21 protein-coding genes, 1 riboswitch and 1 other annotated feature are annotated in these 24724 nt (G+C 38.1%); of the genes, 10 read left to right on the plus strand and 11 right to left on the minus strand.

The genetic code is table 11. The features are described from left to right. Positions 1-14: 14 nt before the first annotated feature. Genes JTI58_RS02700 through JTI58_RS02720 form a run of 5 tightly spaced genes read left to right on the plus strand, consistent with a single transcriptional unit; the run spans position 15 to position 4805 of the window. On the plus strand, positions 15-1028 hold the full coding sequence (locus JTI58_RS02700; RefSeq protein ID WP_205445077.1) for an ABC transporter ATP-binding protein: 1014 nt from the start codon (positions 15-17) through the stop codon (positions 1026-1028). Then, positions 1025-2017 (plus strand): ABC transporter ATP-binding protein, encoded by a 993-nt coding sequence (locus tag JTI58_RS02705; protein ID WP_205445079.1) that lies wholly within the window; start codon positions 1025-1027, stop codon positions 2015-2017. Before JTI58_RS02700 ends, JTI58_RS02705 begins: the two co-directional genes overlap by 4 nt. 37 nt (positions 2018-2054) lie before the next feature. Beyond that, positions 2055-2807: a sensor histidine kinase gene (locus tag JTI58_RS02710; protein ID WP_205445081.1), complete on the plus strand. Its 753-nt coding sequence runs from the start codon at positions 2055-2057 to the stop codon at positions 2805-2807. A gap of 38 nt (positions 2808-2845) precedes the next feature. Continuing rightward, a complete protein-coding gene (locus tag JTI58_RS02715; protein WP_205445083.1) occupies positions 2846-3544 on the plus strand; it encodes a response regulator transcription factor in 699 nt (232 codons plus the stop codon). A gap of 4 nt (positions 3545-3548) precedes the next feature. Next, the gene (locus tag JTI58_RS02720) at positions 3549-4805 is read left to right on the plus strand and encodes a permease (protein WP_205445085.1); all 1257 of its coding nucleotides are present in this window, start codon (positions 3549-3551) and stop codon (positions 4803-4805) included. Positions 4806-4841: 36 nt separating this feature from the next. Here JTI58_RS02720 and JTI58_RS02725 read toward each other — a convergent pair whose 3' ends face one another. Then, positions 4842-5777 carry a DUF4181 domain-containing protein gene (locus JTI58_RS02725; protein WP_205445087.1) on the minus strand — a complete coding sequence of 312 codons (936 nt, stop codon included), beginning with the start codon at positions 5775-5777 and terminating at the stop codon, positions 4842-4844. Then, entirely contained in the window at positions 5764-6285 is a 522-nt protein-coding gene (locus JTI58_RS02730; RefSeq protein ID WP_205445088.1) for a sigma-70 family RNA polymerase sigma factor, read from the minus strand. The genes JTI58_RS02725 and JTI58_RS02730 overlap by 14 nt, the downstream gene beginning before the upstream one ends. 376 nt (positions 6286-6661) lie before the next feature. Between JTI58_RS02730 and JTI58_RS02735 the strand changes: the two genes are divergently transcribed. After that, entirely contained in the window at positions 6662-7843 is a 1182-nt protein-coding gene (locus JTI58_RS02735) for a NupC/NupG family nucleoside CNT transporter (RefSeq protein ID WP_279381303.1), read from the plus strand. Between the two features lie 145 nt (positions 7844-7988). Here the strand turns inward: JTI58_RS02735 and leuS are convergent, their stop codons facing one another. From leuS to JTI58_RS02755, 4 genes are all read right to left on the minus strand, one after another. After that, on the minus strand, positions 7989-10406 hold the full coding sequence (leuS, locus tag JTI58_RS02740) for a leucine--tRNA ligase (RefSeq protein ID WP_205445092.1): 2418 nt from the start codon (positions 10404-10406) through the stop codon (positions 7989-7991). An 86-nt stretch (positions 10407-10492) separates the two neighbouring features. Continuing rightward, positions 10493-10703, minus strand: a binding site (T-box leader). A 65-nt stretch (positions 10704-10768) separates the two neighbouring features. Then, entirely contained in the window at positions 10769-12511 is a 1743-nt protein-coding gene (locus tag JTI58_RS02745; protein ID WP_205445094.1) for a SulP family inorganic anion transporter, read from the minus strand. Positions 12512-12567: 56 nt separating this feature from the next. Continuing rightward, complete coding sequence (locus JTI58_RS02750; protein ID WP_205445095.1) at positions 12568-12915, minus strand: ArsR/SmtB family transcription factor; 348 nt, start codon at positions 12913-12915, stop codon at positions 12568-12570. A 146-nt stretch (positions 12916-13061) separates the two neighbouring features. Then, positions 13062-14240, minus strand: coding sequence for an MDR family MFS transporter (locus tag JTI58_RS02755; RefSeq protein WP_205445097.1), 1179 nt, complete (start codon positions 14238-14240; stop codon positions 13062-13064). 236 nt (positions 14241-14476) lie between these two features. Between JTI58_RS02755 and JTI58_RS02760 the strand changes: the two genes are divergently transcribed. Further along, positions 14477-15433, plus strand: a complete 957-nt coding sequence (locus tag JTI58_RS02760; protein WP_205445098.1) for a tRNA modification radical SAM protein MnmL/YtqA — start codon at positions 14477-14479, stop codon at positions 15431-15433. Further along, positions 15430-16005, plus strand: coding sequence for a tRNA 5-(aminomethyl)-2-thiouridylate-methyltransferase MnmM (locus JTI58_RS02765; protein ID WP_205445101.1), 576 nt, complete (start codon positions 15430-15432; stop codon positions 16003-16005). Before JTI58_RS02760 ends, JTI58_RS02765 begins: the two co-directional genes overlap by 4 nt. Positions 16006-16069: 64 nt before the next feature. On the opposite strand, the gene JTI58_RS02770 is transcribed toward JTI58_RS02765, so the two are convergent. Both JTI58_RS02770 and JTI58_RS02775 read right to left on the minus strand, forming a co-directional pair. After that, positions 16070-17578 carry an alanine/glycine:cation symporter family protein gene (locus tag JTI58_RS02770; RefSeq protein ID WP_205445102.1) on the minus strand — a complete coding sequence of 503 codons (1509 nt, stop codon included), beginning with the start codon at positions 17576-17578 and terminating at the stop codon, positions 16070-16072. 126 nt (positions 17579-17704) lie between these two features. Then, positions 17705-18511 (minus strand): alpha/beta hydrolase, encoded by an 807-nt coding sequence (locus JTI58_RS02775; RefSeq protein ID WP_205445104.1) that lies wholly within the window; start codon positions 18509-18511, stop codon positions 17705-17707. A 134-nt stretch (positions 18512-18645) separates the two neighbouring features. Between JTI58_RS02775 and JTI58_RS02780 the strand changes: the two genes are divergently transcribed. Beyond that, positions 18646-19158: a gamma carbonic anhydrase gene (locus tag JTI58_RS02780; RefSeq protein ID WP_205445105.1), complete on the plus strand. Its 513-nt coding sequence runs from the start codon at positions 18646-18648 to the stop codon at positions 19156-19158. Positions 19159-19337: 179 nt separating this feature from the next. Here JTI58_RS02780 and metK read toward each other — a convergent pair whose 3' ends face one another. After that, positions 19338-20534 (minus strand): methionine adenosyltransferase, encoded by a 1197-nt coding sequence (gene metK, locus JTI58_RS02785; RefSeq protein ID WP_205445107.1) that lies wholly within the window; start codon positions 20532-20534, stop codon positions 19338-19340. A gap of 258 nt (positions 20535-20792) precedes the next feature. After that, a riboswitch (SAM riboswitch) is annotated at positions 20793-20911 on the minus strand. Between the two features lie 389 nt (positions 20912-21300). Between metK and pckA the strand changes: the two genes are divergently transcribed. Next, complete coding sequence (gene pckA, locus JTI58_RS02790; protein WP_205445109.1) at positions 21301-22887, plus strand: phosphoenolpyruvate carboxykinase (ATP); 1587 nt, start codon at positions 21301-21303, stop codon at positions 22885-22887. Between the two features lie 66 nt (positions 22888-22953). On the opposite strand, the gene JTI58_RS02795 is transcribed toward pckA, so the two are convergent. Further along, positions 22954-23730 carry an alpha/beta hydrolase family protein gene (locus JTI58_RS02795; protein WP_205445111.1) on the minus strand — a complete coding sequence of 259 codons (777 nt, stop codon included), beginning with the start codon at positions 23728-23730 and terminating at the stop codon, positions 22954-22956. Further along, on the minus strand, positions 23714-24181 hold the full coding sequence (locus JTI58_RS02800) for an NUDIX domain-containing protein (protein ID WP_205447056.1): 468 nt from the start codon (positions 24179-24181) through the stop codon (positions 23714-23716). The genes JTI58_RS02795 and JTI58_RS02800 overlap by 17 nt, the downstream gene beginning before the upstream one ends. Positions 24182-24724: the final 543 nt, after the last annotated feature.

Consider the following 24724-nt stretch of genomic DNA (forward strand, 5'->3'; position numbering starts at 1 on the left):
GAGGGGAAAATCGGATGAAACAAGAAACCGTGTTGGAAGTAAAAAATTTACAAACCTATTTTTATTCGAGTGAAGGTGTTGCCAAAGCTGTGGATGGGGTGTCCTTTACTCTTCAAAAAGGAGAAACACTAGGCATTGTTGGTGAATCTGGTTGTGGGAAATCAATGACTTCCCTGTCATTACTTCGTTTAGTACCATCTCCTCCTGGTAAAATCATCAATGGTGAAATTTTATTAAATAATACGGACATCCTGAAACTATCAGATGAAGAGCTACGTAAAATTCGAGGCAATAAAATATCAATGATTTTCCAAGAGCCTATGACAAGCTTAAATCCTGTATTATCCGTTGGAGAGCAAATTGCTGAATCCATTCGTTTGCACCAAGGCTTGTCACGGAAAGAAGCATGGCAAAAGGCTGTCGATATGATTCGCCTCGTTGGGATTCCTGCACCAGAAAAAAGAGCGAAGCAGGAGCCTTATCAGTTAAGTGGTGGGATGCGACAACGTATAATGATTGCCATGGCACTAGCGTGTACACCAGATGTGTTAATTGCTGACGAACCGACGACTGCATTAGATGTAACCATTCAAGCTCAAATTATTGATATTATTCAAAACCTGCAAAAACAATTAGGCATGAGCATTATCTTCATTACCCACGATCTTGGTGTTGTAGCAGAAATCTGCGATAAGATTGCTGTTATGTATGCGGGGCAGGTTGTAGAAGAAAGCTCAACAGAAAGTCTCTTTGAAAAACCGTTACACCCTTATACAAATGGATTAATTCAATCACTACCAAAGCTATATGAAGACCAAGAAGAATTATCTACTATTCATGGGACTGTCCCAAGTCCCTATAATTACCCGATTGGCTGCCGTTATGCAGAACGCTGCCCATTTGCTACAGATTTATGTCGTGAACAACAGCCTGAACTTCTGACTGTTGAGCAAGGAAAAAAGGTAAGATGCTGGATGTACAGTAATGAATGGCAAGGAGAAACACTTATGAAGGAGCTGACAATATGACAACTACGCAACACACTCAACCACTATTAGAAGTAAATGATTTAAAGCAGCATTTTTTCTTAAAAAAAGAAAAGCTCTTCGGTCCACAGCAAGTTGTAAAAGCTGTGGATGGTGTGTCTTTCGATATTATGCCTGGTGAGACACTCAGCATTGTTGGAGAATCTGGCTGTGGAAAATCAACGACAGGTCGTTCTATTTTAAGATTAGATGAGCCTACTGCTGGAGAGGTATTGTTATTTGGTAAAAATTTAGTGAATATGAACAAAAAAGAGCTTCGTGCTGCGCGCAAGGACATTCAAATAATTTTCCAAGATCCCTATGCGTCCCTTAACCCACGAAGAACGATTCGTAAAATGCTAACAGAAGCCATGTCTATTCAAAAAATTGTACCGCCTGAGCAACAAGAAGCACGCATGATTGAATTAATGTCCCTTGTTGGGTTACGTCCTGAGTATTTAGAGCGTTATCCACATGAATTTTCTGGTGGGCAGCGTCAGCGTATTGGCATTGCAAGAGCCCTTGCTGTTAATCCTAAAATTATTATTTGTGATGAGTCCGTTTCTGCCCTAGATGTTTCCATTCAAGCTCAAATACTCAATTTACTGAAGCAACTACAAAGAGATTTAGATTTAACCTTTTTATTTATCTCACACGATTTAAGTGTTGTTCGACATATTTCAGACCGTATTATGGTGATGTATCTCGGAAAGGTCGTAGAAATTGCTGATAAGCATTCCCTTTTCACACAGCCACATCATCCTTATACCAAAGCACTGTTTTCTTCTATACCAGTTATTGATAAGCAGCATCGTAAGGAGCGTATTATTTTAAAAGGTGACCTACCATCCCCTCTTAATCCTCCTACTGGCTGTAGCTTTCACACACGTTGCCCATTCGCAACAGATAAATGTAAAGCAGAAGTGCCAGCATTACGAGAAATCTCTTCAACCCATAAGGTAGCTTGCCATTTCGCAGAAAATTTAGTTTAATGTATCATACACTTATAAAATAAACGGAGAGGTCATGATGTTACAACTAGAAACCTTCAACATATATATTCTCCTATGTGTAATTGCTCCAATTATTGGAGCTTTTCTGCTTACTTTTATATTTATTTTCGAAAAACAAATCGATAGCCTTGAGGAGGAAAAAAGAAACTTAGAGCTTGAGCAGGATTTACAAAGAGCGAATATTCTCCAGCTAAATCAGCAAATACAGCCACATTTCTTTTTTAACGCATTAAATTCATTACTTAGCCTAGCCCGCATCAATCGAAAGGAAGATTTGGTTGCGGGCATTGAGGCTTTGGCAACATTCTTTAAATTTAAATACAATAATCATGAGGTTTTAATTGCGTTAAAGAACGAGGTACAATTTGTTGATAGTTATTTAAATATTCAACAGTTACGATTTGGACATCGTTTGACTGTAAATAAATATGTTGATGATGAGGCTCTATCTGTTCAAATACCTCCATTTATTCTGCAGACCATTATTGAAAATGCATATAAACATAGCTTTGAAAAACATATAGGACCTGCAGAGCTATCCATTACAATTAAAAAAATGGAGAATGTCTTATTAATAGAAATAAAAAATACACAACCATTAGAAAAAATAGAAATGACTACTGAGCAGGTAGTAGACGAATTGCAGCAAGGTTATGGTCTCGAAAATATTAGAAAACGACTTGAGCTTATTTATGGTCTCGAAAATATTTTATTCTCGATTCAAAACAATGAACAGCATTACACTGTTACCATCCATGTTCCCGCTTAGGCTTTCTATCAATTTGAATAAGAAAGGAGAATCTCACCATGAATATTTTAATCGCAGATGATGAGCCATTAGAGCTTGAGCAAATGATTTATTTATTAAAGCCACATTTTCCGAATTGGACATTCCATACTGCTCAAGATGCCTCACAGGCCCTGCAATTAGCTAAAAAGCACCGTATGACTATCGCCTTTTTGGATATTCAAATGCCTGGGAAAGATGGAATCACGTTGAGCAAGGAATTAAAAGTGCTTTATGAGGTAGATATCATTATGGTAACCGCTTATCAGACCTTTGAATATGCCCAACAAGCATTGCGGATTGGAGTAAAAGATTATCTTACAAAACCTGTCATTGCAAGTGAATTAGATGCGATTGTGGAGAAATATAAAGTATGGAGTTCTAACCATGATGCGATTCAAAGCGCGCTTTCCTATATCCATGAAAACTATCATGAAAAACTGAGTCTAAATATCATTGCTGAAAAAATTCATTTGAATCCAAGCTATTTAAGTCGTAAATTTTTGGAGGAGCAGTCTATCGGAATTAATGAGTATATTAATAATTATCGCCTAGAAATGGCCGTAAAAAAAATCAATGAAAATCTGGATGCAAGTATGTCTGCGATTGCTGAGAGCTGTGGTTTTAATAGCCAACACTATTTTAGTGTAGCGTTTAAGAAAAAATATAATCAATCACCGCGACAATATAAATCCTCTAAAATGAGTAAAGGGATTTGATTGTATGTTAAGGAAATTTTCATTGCTCGTACCATTTGCAAGTTTAAGCACAGCAGCAGGTGTCATTATTCTTTTAGCCAGATGGATTAATGGTAACTTATTATTGTCTTCTCCTTCAGCCCTTATTTCTTTTGGTTTTATGGCAGGCATTTGTTATACATTAGCAACAGCTATTTCGTTTATCGTACTCGGCTCATTGTTGAATAAGAGCGATTATACGCAACACCAGCATACCCAAAGTTTTTTGCTCTTTACCATACAGCGAAAATTATCTGGTATGAATTTAAAGGTTATACGGCTATTTTACCTGCTGACAGGTATTGAACTTTGGCTCATTCAATTAATAAGTATTAGTGTATTGTCTGAAATTATGTTAAATATCCCAGTACCCATTACCCTTTTCTTCTTTTTAATTGGCATGTTACTTCTTGATCGCATCATGTCTGTGAAAAGTATACTATGGCTGGAAATTTTATTTATTATTGCTCTTTTTTCGTTACTTATTTTTATCCCCATTTATTACTTTGTACAAAATGGAGCAAGCACCGTATATGAGGGGATTCGCTTATACCACCCTTATTTATTTTATTTTAAAAATAGCGAAATCCTGCTGTTCTATGTCATTATTCAACTAGCCGTTTTAGGACAAGTATTTTTTGATAAATCAACATGGTATTTAATTGCATTTATTAAGCCAAAAAAAGTACGACGTAGCCTGTTTTCCTCAGGTGTGATTTTAGCGTTATTAACACTATCATTTACTGCGATTTTAATGATTGCCTTATATAGCGGATCCTTTGGTCAGTTTCAAGTGCTGATTTTCACATTTTTATATGAAGTACAGCCTGGATTTCTTACATTTGCTTTTCTCGTCATTGTCCTATTAGCCATTATCACAACCTTGCTTGTAGACATGCGGGCAACGAAACGTTTTTTTGTAAAGAAAAGACCCTATTATTTCTATTTGATTGGCCTTATGGTGATTTTATTTACCTGCTTCTTATCTATAGATTTAACAATTTTAGGTGTTATTTATTCTTTTGCCTTCCTGCACATTACCTTGCTACCGTTTATGTTAATCCTTTTATTTACGAATCGCCGTATTCATAATCATAGTTGGCTTGTCATCCTGCTATCCATCATCATTGGAATTGGCGTAGGTATAAGTTTCAATGCGCTATACGGTTTAGCTGCCAGCTTTATGATCTCGAGTATTTATCAATTAATGCTTCAGACTGAAACTATAGAAAAAAATGCCTGAACTCGAGATTATTCGGGTTCAGGCTTATTCGTTTATTTAACTGCTATAATAAATGAATAGGATTAGGAATAGCACTCCGATAAAGGCTGAACTAATGGAAAGATAATGTCTTTTTTGCTCTCGACCGTAGTAATAGTCAATAAAAATAGAGCTGAAAAGGATAACAGCTAAATATCCTCCGATGATAACAGTAAATAAAATCCATCCTTTTAACATAAGTAGCGGAAGCATAATGATATTCAAAATTTTAATAGCCCAAACAGCACGTCGATGTCCTCTATTGACGTAGTCCTTTGGTATATTAAACTTTTTCCTCATTAGTTTATCGACAAGTAGTTGGCTAGCTAAGAGAATAACTAGCATAACGATTAAACCTGTCATACCAAATTTAGCCTCATCTTTGAGAGCAAGATCTAAATAAGCCTTTGCCAAATCTCTATTATCTACTTTATAAAATGAATGGTTGTCATAATCAACAATTCCGATATCCTCCTCGTTTATGAACATCTTCAGCTTAATAACCTGCCCTTTTTCAAATTCTACCCAGACATCACGTTGTAATCTAAAAAAAGTACGCTCATTCGTTTGTGTCACTGTAGCTTGCTGTAATAGTTGTTGTAACAGCGCTTTTTCTGAACTTTGCTCCATCACTTGTTGACCAATGACCCACCCAGGTCTTCCAGCCTTAAAAATTTCCTCATCCGAATTGAAAATCATTGTATATTTTTTTATGGTCTCCTGCTGTGCTAATTGAACAATTGAAGCATGTTTCGTTTGCTCCATCTGCCCTAACGGACCCATTTCTATTAACAATAGAAGCATGACAATCGTGCCTATGATGATCAATGGATAAGACCAGCGTCTTGTCTTTTTTGTTTGTCGCACTTGCCGTAAAATATCCTCCTGTAAGGACTTCGTAAATCGTGGTGCTTCGCCAAGCTCTTGATCCAACTTCTCTTTAAAAGCTGTCATCCACTAACACCTCCCACTCACTATTCGCTAATCGTTCCTGTAACATTTTCCTCGCCCGATGCAATCTGGTTTTAACCGTATTTTCTGCACATGGAAGAATATCTGCAATTTCCTTAACCTTCAATTCCTGATAATAATAAAGAATGACGACTTCTCTATAAGTAATAGGTAGCTCAAATAACGCTTTCGTTATGGTTGTCCGCTCATCCTGGGCTAGTAACATCGTTTCTGGTGTTTGTTTACTTCCACCAATATGTAATTTTTCCAACAGTAGATGACGTTTATTTTTCCAACTTCGCAGATAATCATGACTTTTATGTACCGTGATTTTAACTAAATAGGTCTTTAGGGATGCTCTTTGTTCAAAGCGATCCTGTTGCCGATAATAAGAAAAAAAGACATCCTGGACTATTTCTTCAGCTATCGCCCAGTCCTTTACATAAAGATAAGCCACTCGTAAGCAGTATTCTCCGTGTTCTTCCATAATGGCCGCTAAATGCTCACTCACCTAAACACCTCCTATTCACATTCACTCTATAGTCGTAACCCAATCTTAGTTGGTTTCAAAAAAATCCAAAAAGTTTCATTAACACGATGGTCATAAAATGAAAAAATCTTCACACAATAAAAGGGTATTTTATTTTGAATTATTCTGGCAACCATAAATATGGATAGTCACTACCAAAGATAGAACGAACATTTTTTACACTGAATTTATTCGTATGCCATGCCGCATACTTTTTTTCTATTATCTATTGAATAACTAGCGAAAAAACTGTTATAGTGAGATTGTTTGTCTGACGTCTGACTAATTAAGATCTTTAGCTGTTCTTCTGACATTGGAACATCAGGACAAAATATCAAAGATACTTATGGAGGAACTTATGAGATACTTAATATCCCTTTGTGGATTGTTACTTGTTTTTGCCTTAGCTTTATTAATGAGTAAAAACAAAAAAGAAATAAAATATAAATATATAGTGATTATGTTGATCATCCAATTTTTATTGGCAGCTTTACTACTCAATACAACGGTTGGTTATGTTCTAATCAAAGGAATCACCAAAGTATTTGATCACTTATTGTCTTATGCAAATGCGGGTATATCCTTTGTGTTTGGTGGCTTAGCAAATGAAGGAGAATCTCCCTTCTTTTTAGCTGTTTTATTACCAATCGTCTTTATATCCGTCCTGATTGGGATCTTGCAGCATTTCAAAATTCTTCCTTTCCTAATGAAATGGGTAGGATTATTTTTAAGCAAGGTAAGTGGCATGGGGAAATTGGAATCCTATAATGCTGTTGCTTCTGCTATGGTAGGCCAATCTGAAGTATTCATTACTGTAAAAAAACAATTAGATAAAATTGCACCACAACGTATGTATACACTATGTGCTTCAGCTATGTCGACTGTGTCGATGTCAGTTGTTGGAGCATATATGACGATGATTGAGCCAAAGTATGTCGTAACAGCCATTGTGTTAAACCTGTTTGGTGGTTTTATCATTGTTTCCATCATTAATCCCTATACTGTTGATGAAAAAGAAGATATCTTAACAATTGAAGATGAGCATAAGCAAGCGTTCTTTCAAATGATTGGTGAATATATTATGGATGGCTTCAAAGTAGCCATCATTGTTGGTGCTATGCTGATTGGTTTCGTAGCATTAATGGATTTAATCAATTCACTATTCGATATGATAATTGGTATATCGTTCCAAGAAATATTAGGCTATATCTTTGCACCAGTCGCTTTCCTAATGGGTATCCCATGGGCAGATGCTGTTGCTGCTGGAGGTATTATGGCAACCAAATTGGTGACAAACGAATTTGTTGCTATGATCAACCTTGGTGACGTTGCTGAGTCCATGAGTGAACGTACACTAGGCATTATTTCTGTATTCCTCGTATCCTTTGCCAACTTTTCATCAATTGGTATTATTTCAGGAGCTGTAAAAGGTTTGAATGAAAGGCAAGGCAATGTCGTTGCTCGGTTTGGTTTAAAATTATTGTACGGCGCTACACTTGTAAGTATCCTAACAGCTATTATTGTTGGATTGATTATTTAAATTGTATAAGGAACTATTATTTGAACTGCACTCAGATAGCTGGGTGTAGTTTTTTCCTCATTTATCGCTATAAGGTTACTCCAAATTAAAAAATGTACATCACTAAAATTGAATTTAGTAATGTACATTTTTAATTTATATTTCTTTATTTCACGACAATATTGACAAGTTTGCCTGGAATAACGATGATTTTCACTAAGTTCTTCCCTGCCATGTATTCTTGAACTTTTTCATCAGCAAGCGCTACTTTTTCGATATCCTCTTTTGACGCTTCTTTCGGTACAACAATTTTCGCACGTACTTTACCAGCCACTTGCACGGCAATTTCCACTTCATCATCTACAAGTTTCGTTTCATCATATGTTGGCCATTGCTCGTATGAAAGTGTTGATTTATGCCCTAATCGTTGCCATAGTTCTTCTGCAATATGCGGAGCGATTGGTGCTAGCATTTTAACAAAGCCTTCAGCATAAGCCGTTGGAATCACATCTGCTTTATAGCAATCATTGATAAAGACCATCATTTGTGAAATAGCTGTGTTAAAGCGGATGCCTTCATAATCCTCTGTCACTTTTTTCACTGTTTGGTGGTATGCTTTTTCAAGTGATTGATCGTTAGACACTTGGATTTTTGCTGACATTGCGCCATCTTCTTCATTGACAAATAGACGCCAGATACGGTCTAAGAAGCGGCGTGCTCCATCTAAACCATTTGTAGACCATGCAACAGATGCCTCAAGTGGTCCCATGAACATTTCATATAAACGTAATGTATCGGCACCATGTGACGAAATGATTTCATCTGGGTTGACGACATTGCCTTTCGATTTAGACATTTTCTCGTTACCTTCACCTAGAATCATTCCTTGGTTAAATAATTTTTGGAATGGCTCTTTCGTATGAACAACGCCTAAATCATACAGAACTTTATGCCAGAAGCGAGCGTAAAGTAAATGCAATACGGCATGCTCCGCGCCACCAATATAAATATCAACTGGTAACCATCGTTTTAGTAACGCTGGATCTGCAATGGCTTCTGTATTTGTAGGATCGATATAGCGTAAGAAGTACCAGCTAGAACCTGCCCACTGTGGCATTGTATTTGTTTCACGACGTCCTTTTTTGCCTGTTTCTGGATCGACAACATTCACCCATTCAGCAATATTAGCTAGCGGTGATTCACCAGTACCCGATGGACGAATATTATCTGTTTTTGGCAGCATTAATGGTAATTCTGATTCTGGAACTGGCGTAATCGTGCCATCTTCCCAATGAATCATTGGAATTGGTTCACCCCAATAACGCTGACGAGAGAATAACCAGTCACGTAGACGATAAGAAGTTTTCTTCTCTCCTACACCTTTTTCCTCTAACCATTCAATGGCTTTTGCAATGCCATCTGTTTTATTTAAGCCATTAAGGAATTCAGAGTTAATATGTTGACCATCACCTGTAAATGCTTCTTTACTAATGTCTCCACCTTCAAGTACAGGAACGATGTCTAAGCCAAATTCAGTCGCAAATTCATAGTCACGCTCGTCATGTGCTGGCACCGCCATAATAGCACCTGTACCATAAGACACTAACACATAGTCAGCAATCCAAATCGGCACTTTTTTACCGTTAATCGGATTCACTGCATAAGCACCTGTAAATACGCCAGTTTTTTCTTTCGCTAAATCTGTACGCTCTAGGTCAGATTTCATTTTAACTTTCTCTAAATAAGTCTCAACAGCTTGGCGTTGGTCAGCTGTTGTAATTTGTTCCACTAATTTATGCTCTGGTGCAAGCACACAGTATGTAGCACCAAATAATGTATCAGGGCGTGTTGTGAAAACGGTGAAGTTTTGATCTGAACCGTCAATGGTAAATGTCACTTCTGCCCCTTCTGAACGGCCAATCCAATTGCGCTGCATATCTTTAATAGACTCAGGCCAATCAACTTCTTCTAGGTCATCGATTAAACGATCAGCATAGGCTGTAATTTTAAGCATCCATTGCTTCATTGGTCGGCGTTCTACTGGATGACCACCACGCTCTGATTTCCCATCAATCACTTCTTCGTTAGCTAATACCGTGCCAAGTGCTGGACACCAGTTAACAGCCACTTCATCCACATAAGCTAAACCTTTCTTATAAAGCTGGATAAAAATCCATTGTGTCCATTTATAATACTCTGGATCAGTCGTGTTAATTTCACGATCCCAATCATAGCTGAAGCCTAGCTCTTGAATTTGACGTTTAAATGTCGCAATATTTTTAGCTGTAAATTCAGCTGGATCATTCCCTGTATCAAGTGCATATTGCTCAGCTGGTAAACCGAAAGCATCCCAGCCCATTGGATGTAGTACATTGTAGCCTTGCATACGTTTAAAGCGCGATAGAATATCAGTTGCCGTATACCCTTCTGGATGGCCTACATGGAGTCCTGCGCCAGACGGATATGGGAACATATCTAATGCGTAAAATTTAGGCTTCTCTATTTCATTTTCAGTTTTGAATGTTTTGTTATCAGCCCAATATTGCTGCCACTTTTTTTCAATTTGTTCATGATTAAAACTCATTCTTTTTCCTCCTTCGATTGATCATGCTGCTCTCCATCATAATTGACAAAATATTTAAAAAACAAAAAAACTCGCCCCATTCTTAAAGAAGGGACGAGAGAATTTGTACTCCCGCGGTACCACCCAGATTAGTGATTACACTCGGCTCAAGCTTCCTTAACGCGGAAGAAACGACACACGCTGTTTCACGCGGGCAGACTCAGAAGGCGAGTTCAACTTGCTTTCTTACTAGCTCCCACCAACCGCTAGCTCTCTAAAAAGAACCACAAATCTACTATTCCTCATCACAGTCTTTACATGATATTGCATTTATTCTAATGGAAAGTATTGAAAAGCACAAGCCTTTGTTTACAGCTTACCCATTACTGAACAATTAATTCCTTTTTTTCCTTAGGCTTTGATAAATCCTTGCATTCATGAAATGCAAAATGCTGACATCCGATACATTGATTTGCGTTCAAATAATTGAAAGCCTTTGTAATCGCTTCTCCAGTATGTTGATAAAAATGTTGCGCACCTATTTTATCGTAAAGACCATTGTGCTGAAGAGCATCCTTTAAATCACCTTGCACACCCGTTACCAAAACAGTACCGCCCTGTGCTTTATAGTTTTCAATGATATTGCTAAAATATGCCTCTCCAGTAGAATCCATAAAGGGCACTTTCCCCATTCGTAATATCAAAACTCTTGGTTGCTGATGCAAAGTACTTTCAATTGTTTGTTCAAACATTTGTGCAGCACCAAAGAACAACGGCCCTTCAATTGTGTACATACTAATTTGCGGGCAATCATGCTGCTGATGCACAACATGTGGCTGTACCTTCTCACTTTTATTCGAATGGTCTGGAAGTACCTTCGTGACAACAAGCTTTTCACTCATGCGTTTCGCAAATAATAGCACAGCCAGCACAAGCCCCACTTCAACTGCTAATGTGAGACTAGTGAATACCGTTAATAAAAAGGTAATCAATAACACCAGTGAATCGCCTGATTTTAATTTTACGATATGTGCAAAATGATGTCGTTCACTCATATTCCAAGCTACGACCATCAAAACCGGAGCCATACTTGCTAACGGAATATGAGATGCATACGGAGCTAATAACAATAATGTGATTAAAACAAACACACCATGTATGATACCCGACATAGGAGATACTGCCCCTGTTTTTATATTGGTCGCTGTGCGTGCGATGGCCCCTGTTGCTGGAATACCACCGAACAAAGGCGTCACAATATTAGCAATCCCCTGACCAATTAGCTCACGATTACTGTTATGCTTACTATTTGTCATCCCATCCGCAACAACTGCAGATAATAGAGACTCAATGCCACCTAGCATCGCAATGACAAATGCTGGACCAATAAGTTGTTGTAATCGTTCAAGCGTGATGTTCGGTAAGGCAAAATGAGGTAATGTATTAGGAATTTGACCATAAGCTGTTGCAATGGTAGCAACTTGTCCTGAAAAGAAGAAAGTTGCCACAAGTGTAGAGACAACGATACCCGCTAATGCACCAGGAACCTTTGGAAAAAATTTTGGTGTGATCAATATTGTCACCAAGCATAGGACGGCAGTAAGAATACTATACATATTTGTCGTACCAAGCTGCTTCATGATTTCCTGAATATTGGCGATAAAATACTCGTGCCTTTTAACATTTGATAGTCCTAAAAAGTTGGCAATTTGACCTGTAAAAATAATCACAGCTATACCTGCTGTAAAGCCAACTGTTACAGGACGTGGAATAAATTTAATTAAAGTCCCTAGCTTAAAAAAGCCCATGACACAAAGCATAATCCCTGCCATTAAACCCGCAAGCAATAAATCTTCATAGCCATAAGTAAGAACAATGCCCAATAGAATTGGCACAAACGCCCCAGTTGGCCCACCTATTTGATATTTGGATCCACCAAAAAGAGAAATAAGAATACCTGCAATACATGCCGTATAGATCCCATATTCAGGTTTCACACCCGATGCGATGGCAAAGGACATGGCAAGTGGAATAGCAACGATTCCGACAATAATTCCTGACAATAAATCCTTCTTTACATGATGAACTGAATACCCTTCAAAGCGTCCTGTAAACAGTGACTTCATAGATAAATCTTCCCTTCGAAATAATAAGCAAAGCCCAATTTTTCATCATCATTGATTTACTTATTCTCTTCGTCACCTTCATTACTTGTCATTTCCTCTAATCTCGAAATGGTATGAACCAAATGGTTATTAAAAATATCCTTTGCCACCCCAAGTAATGCACCAATCATTGGGTCACTTAAAGAATAATAAACTTTTTTTCCTTCCTTCACGCCATAAACGATATTTTTGGCACGTAATACACTTAATTGCTGAGAAACTGCGGAACCCTCCTTCTCTAAGCAATCTTGAATCTCATTGACACTTTTATGACCATCCACAAGGAGTTCAAGTATTCTGATGCGTAACGGATGTGCTAATGCTTTAAAAAAATCCGCCTTAAACTGTTGTAAGCCCTCTTCCATAAAAACCCCTCCACATAACTACATATTCAAATATTTGAATATGTATGATTGTAATCCTGTCACAAGAATTTTTCAATATCTACTATTAAAAAAAGAGCAAAACCAAGTGCTTAACACTCGTCTTTGCTCTTTTCATTGCGACACGATTAATCTGTTACTATTTTGTTCTTCTTTAAAGGGTAATCGTAAGTTAGACATGGAATAATTGCCAATAGTACAATGACCACTAATGTTAAAACAAGAGGAATCATGCCAAATTGATCCACCATAATACCGCCAAATAGTGGACCAATCATCCGTCCTCCAGTGGCAGCACTATTGATAATGCCTTGATAGAACCCTTGTCGACCCCTTGGTGCCAGTTGATTAGCAATCGTTGGTAATGCCGGGGTATAAAACATTTCGCCAAATGTTAAGACAAGCATCGCTACTCCAAACATTTTAAAGTCACTCGCAAAGGCAATAATGCCGAAGGAAAAAGCAATCAGCGTTACGCCAAATACTAACTGACGCTTTAAATTGTTTTCCCAACGCTTTACGAGCGGTGCAATGAGTGGTTGCCCAATGACAATCAGCAGGCCATTTATTGTCCAGAGTAGGCTATATTGTTTTAATCCTAATCCTAAATCTTGTGTATAAGATGAAATGGTTGCACTCCATTGAGAATACGCTAGCCAGCATAAAACGGAGGATGCACTAATTATTAACAAAGCATAGAAAGGTGCCTTGTTTACGATTCGTTTACTTTCGCTCAAGACATTTTTAGGTGCAATGCTGCCTGCCTCCAAACGCTTAAATGTAAATAAGGCAATAAAAAAGAATAAAATATACATGCCTAAATTAACTTTAAACACATAGTCAAATTGATAATCTGCCACTATACCTGCAAGTGCTGGCCCTACTGCAACACCGACATTTTGTGCTAAATAGATAGTATTAAAAGCTTTACGTCCACCTTCTGGCCAAGCAGCTCCAGCCAAGGCAAACATTCCTGGGAAAACAATGCCCCCACTAAAGCCTAGTATCGTTAAAAACCACACATAATGTGGCCAGCCATGCCAAATTGTTAAGCCAACTAATGAAGCAATCGTTAACAGGATGCCAAGCATAATAGCTTTATAGCCACCAATTCTATCAAATAAGTAGCCACCTAATAGATTGCCTAGTACTCCAGCAGCAGAATTCAGCATTAAGACAAAACCAGCCATTGCTAAAGATTTGCCTAAATAATCATGCATATAAATGGCATTCAAAGGCCATAAAAAAGAGTTGCCTGTTGTGTTCACAAGCATACCGATAATTAAAAACCAAACACGTTTTGGCATAGGATGACCTCCATTATTTCGCTTCTCTAAATAGTTAGTGTATGCTGAAATACTTAAAAGCACAAGGAAAATAATTTTACCTTTTTTACAAGACTTCCATCCTATTTTCAATCGTATTTAGTTACCCCCTGCTTTTGTTCCTTCCCATTTTTCTTCATCCAAATCATGATAATACCCTTCCCCCATGACGGAACGAAAAGCACATGATAGAATAGAGCGTTAGAGGAGTGAAATAAATGACAGAGATGAATTTTCCTTTTCCTTCAGAGGGGAAAAGATACTATACATGGAATCGCTATTTACGTAATCAATTTGGTCATAAAGTATTTAAAGTGGCATTAGACGCAGGCTTTGATTGCCCTAACCGTGATGGTACAGTCGCTTTTGGTGGCTGTACATTTTGTAGTGCTGCAGGTTCTGGTGATTTTGCTGGCAATAAGGTAGATCCAATCGATGTTCAATTTGCTGAAATCCGAGACAAGATGCATCAGAAATGGAAGGATGGCCAATACATGGCTTACTTCCAAGCTTACACAAATACACATGCTCCATTGCCGGTTTTAAAAGAAAAATTTGAAGCTGCTTTAGCGCAAGAAGGTGTTGTAGGTCTTTCTATTGCTACCCGTCCGGACTGTTTACCTGATGATGTTGTGGAATATTTAGCAGAGTTAAATGAGCGAACGTATTTATGGATTGAGCTTGGTCTTCAAACGGTGCATGAGAAAACGGCCAATCTTATTAATCGCGCCCATGATTATGCAACCTATGTAGAAGGCGTTGAAAAATTGCGTAAGCATGGCATTCGTGTTTGCTCACATATCATTAATGGTTTGCCTCTTGAAGACTATGACATGATGATGGAAACGGCACGAGCAGTCGCACAATTAGATGTCCAAGGCATTAAAATTCACTTACTTCATCTATTAAAAGGGACGCCCATGGTGAAACAATATGAAAAAGGTATGCTAGAATTTTTAGATCAAGATGTGTATACAAAACTAGTAGCAGATCAATTAGAAATTTTGCCACCAGAGATGGTCATTCATCGTATTACGGGTGATGGACCGATTGATTTAATGATTGGACCGATGTGGAGTGTCAATAAATGGGAAGTTTTGAATGGCATTGACGCTGAGCTTGAACGACGTGGTAGTTGGCAAGGGAAGTTTTATAAGGCTGAGGTTACGAAATGAAACTACAACGCGTTTTACAATATGCCCAGCAGCTACTAACGGATAGTATAGAAGAAGGCGATACGGTTGTTGATGCGACTGCAGGAAACGGTCATGACACGTTGTTTCTAGCACAACTTGTTGGGGATGAAGGACAAGTGTATGCCTTTGACGTCCAAAAAGAGGCGGTTGATGCGACACTCCTTCGACTTTTAGATCATGGTTTAGAACACCGCGCACTCGTTTTAAATAAAGGTCATGAAGAAGTCACACAGTTTGTACACAAGCCAGTAACTGCGGCTATTTTTAATCTTGGCTATTTACCTGGAAGCAACCATGATATTATTACAAGACCTAATACAACAATCCAAGCGATTGAAAATTTATTGAAGCTCTTGAAAGTGGGCGGTTTAATTGTTCTTATTATTTATCATGGTCATCCAGGTGGAAAAGAAGAACGTGATAAGGTCATTGAATATGTAAGTCAACTTCCACAAAAATATGTCCATGTCTTAAAATATGCATTTCTTAATCAACAAAATGATCCACCATTCGTCATTGCATTAGAGAAAATGAAAGAATATCCTATTTAATGATGACATGCTAAAAGGCGATCAACTAGTTTCATAGAAACTAGTTGATCGCCTTGCTCTTTATCTACTTGTTATTTCGTTTTTCATTATAGTCAACCCAGAAATCTGCACCTTTAATTCCTAGTTTACGAGGATCAAAGACTGGATCTTTTCCTTCTTTTTTCTGTTTCTCGTAATCTTTTAATGCGACAATAGCTGGTTTCATAATAATTAAAATAGCTATAACGTTAATCCAAACCATCAGACCAAGGCCTACATCACCCATTGCCCATGCTAGACCAGACGTACGGATTGTACCATAGAAGGCCGCAACTAAAATGGCAATTTTGGCAATCCAGATGAATACCTTTTCTGTGCTACCACTAAATAAGTAAGCAACATTTGTTTCTGCAATATAGTAGTAAGCCATAATTGTTGTAAAGGCAAAAAAGAATAACGCTATGGCTACAAACGGAGCGCCAAAACCAGGTAATGATGAGTCAACTGCATATTGTGTATACGCAGCTCCTGCTTCAATACTTTTCGCAAAAGTCATTTGCTCATCGCCTGCTAATCCACCACTATTGAATTCTCCAACATGAATAAATGGATCTGCGCCTTCAGCTGCCTTTTCATCTTGTACATTGTACATACCCGTAAATAAAATCATAAATGCGGTAGCAGAACAAATTAATAATGTATCAATATACACAGATGCTGCTTGAACAATTCCTTGCTTAGCAGGATGCGATACTTCCGCAGCTGCCGCAGGGTGGGCCCCAGTTCCTTGACCAGCTTCATTGGAGTAAATTCCACGTTTAACACCCCAAGCAATCGCTGAACCAATAATCCCGCCAAAAATTTCTTGAGCACCAAATGCACTAGAAAAAATTAATCCGATAACTGTTGGTACTTGTGAAATATTCATAAAAATAATGACTATTGCCATAATGATATAAGCTAATGCCATAAATGGTACAATAATTTGAGCAGCGTTTGCAATTGATTTAATACCACCAATGATAATAGCACCTAGTAACACAACAATTATAAGTCCTGTGATCCATGTATCCAAACCGAAAGCGTTTTCAACAGCACCTGCGATGGCATTTGACTGCACACCAGGCATCAAAATTAACATTGCAATTAAAGCAGCTACAGCAAAAATAACTGCAAACCATTTTTGACCCATTCCTTTTTCTATGTAAAAGGCCGGTCCACCACGATATTCTGTATCTTTCTCTTCTTTATAGATTTGAGCTAATGTTGACTCTACATACGAGGTAGCCGCACCAATGAAAGCGATTGCCCACATCCAAAAGACAGCACCAGGTCCTCCCATTCCAATTGCTGTCGCAGTACCAGCAATATTACCTGTACCTACACGTCCTGATAATGCGATAGACATTGCTTGGAAAGAGGATATTCCCTTTTCCGATTTCTCCCCTTTAAACATTAAAACAAACATATCTTTAATGTGCCTTACCTGTAGGAACCTTGTGATAATTGAGAAAAATAACCCAATCAATAAGATACCATAAATAAACCATGGTCCCCATAAAATACCATTCAACTTCTCCACAATTACATCCATTTTACCCCTCCAATTTAAAATACCTTACTTTAGATCATTATAGTATTACACTTTTCAGAAAATTACAATATTATTTTTGAGTAACAATATTTAAGTAAGTAACCTAGTAAATGGAAGGGTATAAACCTATTTAATTATATAACCAATTCTTCGAAGAGCATTATTAATAAAATCACGTATATACATAAAAATCTCTTCACGCTCTCCCTCATGAAATAAATTATGATAACAATTTTCCCATTCTTTAAACTGAAATTCCGTAAATTCTTGTTGATGTAGCCAGTTTCGAGTTTGGCGTGTGTCCGTAATTTTATCTTTCTCAGCCGTCATAATGAGCATAGGCATATTTGGCATTTCACCTTTAGGCAGCATCACTAAATTTTTCATCATCTGCTGAAGCTCTCGATACCATTTCACAGAAACAACAGACATGAGCGGTACATCATCTTTCATTTCTTCTCTACCTTCAACATTACGCGTTAACTTTTCTAAAGTAATGTCATGTGTCAATTTGACATTAGCTGTTAATGCACTTAAACTCGTTAAAGCATTTGTTAATTTACCTGGTAATAGCTTTAGTTGCAACCAAGGTGATGTTAAAATAATACCCGCACATTCATATTGCCTCTTTTGCATTGTATGGAGAATTAATGTTGCGCCTAGCCCATGCCCTATTACAAAAGTTGGCAAATTATATGAAAAAGCATTCTCAATTAGGTTTCTTGTATATTTATTGTACAATTTGAAGTCCTCATCATGGACACGGGCAAACCTTGCATCCACCCCATGATTCGGTAAATCTCCCATGACTATGTGGAAGCCTTCCAATCTTAATTTTTCTATCAGCCATGCGTACCAACGGTGATTTTCATAAGCACCATGAAGAATAGCAATCACAGCTTTTGCTTGTCCATCAGCTTCCCATTTCCACATTTACATAGTCCTCCTAAAAAATAATTACACTTTAATTATAGCGAAATAAATAGCACATTTTAATTTTATATTTCCATAAAGTTGCGTATTTGATACGATAATACTACATTATAGAAAGAAAAGAGGCGATTTTCATGATTTATCCATTTAAAGATAAAATGCCAAAGATCGATCCGTCTGTTTTCATTGCTGATTACGCAACTGTTACGGGCGACGTAACAATTGGTGCCGAAACCACTATTTGGTTTAATACGGTTATTCGTGGTGATGTTTCCCCAACGATTATTGGTAAACGTGTCAGTATCCAGGATCTTTGCTGCTTACACCAAAGCCCAAAATATCCACTCATTATTGAAGATGAGGTAACAGTTGGACACCAAGTCACTTTACATAGTTGTACAATTCGCAAAAATGCCTTAATTGGTATGGGTTCCATTATTTTAGACGGAGCTGAGATTGGAGAAGGTGCATTTATTGGAGCAGGAAGCCTAGTACCTCCTGGTAAAGTCATTCCTCCGAATAGTTTAGCATTAGGTCGTCCAGCAAAAGTTGTCCGTGAATTAAATGCAGAAGATAAAGAGGATATGGAACGCATCGTACGAGAATACGCAGAAAAAGGTCAATACTATAAATCGCTTCAGAAATAACTAACATACACAAAAAATCAATACTAACGAAAAAATCCCTCGCGTTTCCGTGTAACGAATTTGTTCACGAATCCTAGCGAGGCATTTTTTGTAAAAAAACAAAAGGGGCAATGTTGCCCCTTTTCTTATTAATACATTAGAATAATTTTCTAACGACTTCATTACTTTAGTTCAATAGTTTATAAACGTGCTTTTTCTCGTAGTGCATCTGCTTTATCAATTTGTTCCCATGGTACATTTAAATCTGTACGACCAAAATGTCCATACGCAGCCGTTTGTTTATAAATTGGACGACGTAAATCAAGCATTTTAATGATACCTGCTGGGCGTAAATCGAATAGCTCGCGTACCCATTCTACGATCTCACTTTCTTTCGCTTTACCTGTACCAAATGTATCTACCGCAATAGAAACAGGTTGAGCTACGCCAATTGCATAGGCAAGTTGTACTTCAGCACGTTCTGCTAAGCCCGCTGCTACGATATTTTTCGCTACATAACGTGCCGCATATGCAGCTGAACGGTCTACCTTTGTTGCATCCTTACCAGAGAATGCACCACCACCGTGACGTGCATAACCACCGTATGTATCAACAATGATTTTACGTCCTGTTAAACCAGCATCTCCTTTTGGCCCACCGATTACGAAACGGCCAGTTGGGTTGATGAAGTATTTCGTGTTAGCATCTAATAATTCACTTGGCACGACTGGAGCAATAACAAATTCTTTTAAATCCGCTTGAATTTGTTCGAGTGTTGCTTCTTCATCATGCTGTGTTGAAATAACAATTGTATCCACGCGAACGGGTACATTATTGTCATCATATTCAATCGTTACTTGCGTTTTCCCATCAGGACGTAAATAGGCAAGTTCACCTGATTTACGTACTTCTGTTAAACGGCGTGCTAATTTGTGTGCTAAGCTAATTGGTAATGGCATTAGCTCTGGTGTTTCATTACATGCATAGCCAAACATTAAGCCTTGGTCACCAGCACCTATTGCTTCAATATCCGCATCTGTCATAGAGCCTTCACGTGCCTCTAATGCTTGATCAACACCTTGTGCAATATCAGGTGATTGTTCACCAATCGCCACAAGCACCGCTAAGTTTTCAGCATCAAAGCCATATTTACCTCGTGTGTAGCCTATTTCTGCCACAGTGTCACGAACAATACCTTTAATATCTACGTAAGTAGAGGTAGTAATTTCTCCTGCTACTAATACTAACCCTGTTGTTACAGTTGTTTCACACGCTACACGTGCATTTGGATCTTCTGCTAAAATAGCATCTAAAATGGCATCCGAGATTTGGTCACAAATCTTATCTGGATGTCCTTCTGTTACACTCTCTGATGTAAACAGTCGACGGTTTGTCATTTGGTTTTCCTCCTAAATACTCTTACAATAAGTAGTTGTGTATGAATACGGTACTCATTACCCATGTCAAGTCCGCTCCTAAGGATTGAACTCTCAAGCCGTTACTGCTGCTTTTAACACGAGGATTTCGAAAGATCCGTCATTATAATAAGGAAAGAACTACATATACTTACCTTTACATTGATTTTTAACAATAAAAAAATCCTTTTCTCACGTTACTTTACATGAGGAAAGGAATAATGACTGCGTAACCTTTCACTCTTATCGTTCAAGGGATGTTCCCTTGCATCAGGTTGGCACCAACGCATGTCGTGAAATAGTTCATGCAGGTTGCCGGGTTTCACAGGGCCTGACCCTCCACCAGCTCGGGATAAGAGTATCCGTTCAATCTCATGTTACTGAAAAGGTCGAACGTTGTCAAATATTTTCTTATGTATTACTGTATAAAAAGGAAAGAACAGATTAAACAAAAACTTTTCATACTTGGATGATGATGTAAATAGAAGCAAATTAATCCCTACAACATACCTAGCTACTTGTGGTAACATATGTGTGGCTCAATTTTCGCGCCTAATTACTGTAGGATTGATGGTATTCTACTCGAAAAACATTATTTTTTGTCAGTTTATTGAAAAGTGATAAAAACTCTAAAATAATTTCTTAATTAGTATAGATTATTTAAGCAATTGTGTTATACTATTTTTGAAATTAAGAAAAAATCCCTCTAAATCAAGGGAATACTATAAAAAAGGATGGTATTTAATCGATGAATTCAGTAGAAATTGCAAACGAACTGAAGGAATTATTAAACGGCGGTAACATTAATGTTCAACTTTCAGTACCACAATTAGCAGAAAAAGCTACCTCTCGTGGTGAAGCAATGTTAACAGTAGATGGCGCAGTTCGTGCAGAAACTGGCAAATACACTGGTCGTTCACCTAAAGATAAATATACGGTAGAAGAAGAAAGCACAAAAGATCAAATTGACTGGGGTAAAGTCAACCAACCAATCTCCTCTGAAGTGTTCGATAACCTATACGTAAAAGTAATAAAATATTTAAAAGAACGTGACGAGTTATTCGTATTCAAAGGCTTTGCAGGTGCTGACAAAGATTCACAATTAAGCATTCAAGTCATTAATGAATACGCTTGGCACAATCTTTTTGCTCATCAATTATTTATCCGTCCAACAGCAGATGAATTAGCTTCTCATGTTGCCGACTTCACTGTCATCTCAGCTCCTAACTTTAAAGCAGATCCTGCGGTTGATGGTACTGCTTCTGAAACATTCATCATCGTATCACTTGAAAAGAAAATTATCTTAATTGGTGGTACTGAATATGCTGGTGAAATGAAAAAATCTATCTTCGGTATCATGAACTACTTATTACCACAACAAGGTATTCTTTCAATGCACTGCTCAGCAAACGTTGGTGAAGCTGGCGATGTGGCATTATTCTTCGGTCTATCTGGTACTGGTAAAACGACATTATCAGCTGATCCAGATCGTAAGCTAATCGGTGACGATGAACACGGTTGGTCTGCTAATGGTGTGTTCAACATTGAGGGTGGTTGCTATGCAAAAACAATCAACCTTTCTGCTGAAAAAGAACCAGAAATCTACAATGCAATCCGCTTCGGCTCTGTTTTAGAAAACGTAGCTGTTGATCCAGAAACTCGTATTTGTGACTATGATGATGGTTCACTAACAGAAAATACACGTGTAGCTTATCCAATCCAATACATCGAAAATATTGTTGATCCTTCTGTTGCAGGTCATCCAAAAACAATCATCTTCCTAACAGCTGATGCATTTGGCGTGTTACCTCCAATCAGTAAATTAACAAAAGAGCAAGCAATGTATCACTTCCTAAGTGGTTTCACTTCTAAACTTGCTGGAACTGAACGTGGTGTTACTGAGCCAGAACCAGTATTCTCTACTTGCTTCGGTTCACCATTCCTTCCACTTCCTGCAACAGTATACGCAGAAATGTTAGGACAAAAAATTGACGAGCACGGCGCACAAGTATTCCTAGTGAACACTGGTTGGACTGGTGGCGAATATGGTACAGGTAGCCGTATGAAACTTTCTTACACACGTACAATGGTACGTGCAGCAATCGATGGTAAATTAGCAGGTGTTGAAACGACACAAGATGCTGTGTTTGGTTTACACATTCCAACAGCGGTTGAAGGTGTACCTTCAGAAGTGTTAAACCCTCGTGAAGCTTGGGCAGATAAAGCTGCATATGATGCAAAAGCTGCTGAGCTTGCAGGCTTATTCAACGAAAACTTCAAGAAATTCTCAAACGTTTCTGAAGCCATCACTACACTTGGTGGCCCATTAAAATAACGACTAAATAAAAAACAAAGGGAACAAATTATTCGTTCCCTTTGTCTTTTTGTTTTCTTCTATGCTTTATTGTTGTTTCATCCACTTGCAAAGAGCACGAACAGTTTCACGATTTTTTGCTGGTGGATATTGATGTGCGTAGTTAAGATCATACCACGTTTCGAATGATTTATTTGCATCCTCTAAAAAAAATGCCAACTGTCTGGCATGTTCTATATCCACATTTTCATCACGATAGCCATGAATGATCAGTACAGGGGCTGTTATCTGCTCTATCTCAAATAGTGGCGTTCGCGCATCATACGCTTCTGGGACACGATTCGGTGTTCCTCCAATAATGCGCTTCATCATCCTTCGCATATCTGTGCGTTCCCAATAAGTGGCCGTTGCATCCGAAACACCTGCCCATGTCACAACAGAAGTAATATCTTTTCTTAAAATGGCTGTCCAAAGAGCCATAATTCCCCCACGAGAAAAGCCAAAAACATGGATATTGTCATTACAGTATTGCTTGAGTACATCTACGGCATAGACAGCATCATAACGATCTGCCCCTGCAAACTCGTCTCGACCCTCTCCACCACGATTTCCACGATAGTATGGGGCAAAGACGATAAAGCCCTGCGCCGCAAATTGGGCAATACGAGAGGGTCTTACCATTCCAATGCTTTGCATGCCACCTCTTAAATATAAAAAGCCATCATATGTACCTTCTGTCTTTGGTTCCGCTAATAATCCTTTTATACGTAAGCCCTGTGATAGATAGGTTATTTCTGTTAGTCGTATGGCTGGATTGGGTGAGGGATAGGCACGTTTTTCCACAATTTCACCATTGTATGTCACGGTCTTTCAACTCCTCCAGCATTTTCTTCATCCCCTCATCCTTCATATGAAAACTCAAGTTAGGATGCTGGGTAAATTCTTCATCTGTTAACCAAAGCATGCCTGACGTTTCTAAATCAAATTCTATGTCCTCTTGCACTAAAAATTGTGCAGTGAAAACGGTTTTACAAAAAACGATTTCATCATGCACTGCATACTCTGCGAACCATTGAAGATTTTTCACATGAACACCCGTTTCTTCAAAAACTTCTCGAATCGCCGCCTCCTCTAATGTTTCGCCCTCTTCTAATTTCCCCCCTGGTACTTCTACACCACGTCGTTTATGAACCGTACATAACCATTTATTTTCATGCTTTAAAAGGACAAGGACGTGTTTAGGTTCTACTTTAAATTCGCCTCTTGTAAAACTCAAATCTACTTGTAGGCCATGTAAATCTGTAAATGTTAACATCTCTTCAACCTCACGTTCTTTCTTGTTGCAAAACAAAAGTTACTCTCTTCTTCATTACTTCTATATTTATGGACAGAATTTAATCATCATTCCTATTCCTATCTATAATAACTATAGTGTAATTCTACAAAGACAAGCAACTCTAAACTACAGTCTGGTAAAGCATGTAAAAAGGCAACTTTGCAAGGTGAGGGGTTGATTTCCGTTCCGCCAGCGTCCTTTCCAGGGGGCGTCCGATGAGCCGCTTCACTCACTTCCGTTCGCTCCAGGGTCTCATCTGTGACGCTAAATCCCCTAGGAGTAACGCTAGCTCCACTCCAATCAACCATTCTGCAAAGTGTCTTTTCCTTATCTTTCATACTAGCCGTAGTGAACAAAATAACCCATTATTTGTATGATTAGAGAATCGATAGGCTCTTATTTTCAATGTGGAGAAGTGATACGTGACAACAACTCTTCATAAAAAGTAGTGAACACCTTCCCTTTATTTGAAAACCTTTGCTAAAAAGGTAACACTTTTGTGGGTTGGAGTGGAGGGCTACT

The organism is Lysinibacillus fusiformis (assembly GCF_016925635.1).
GTDB classification, from domain to species: Bacteria; Bacillota; Bacilli; order Bacillales_A; family Planococcaceae; genus Lysinibacillus; species Lysinibacillus fusiformis_F.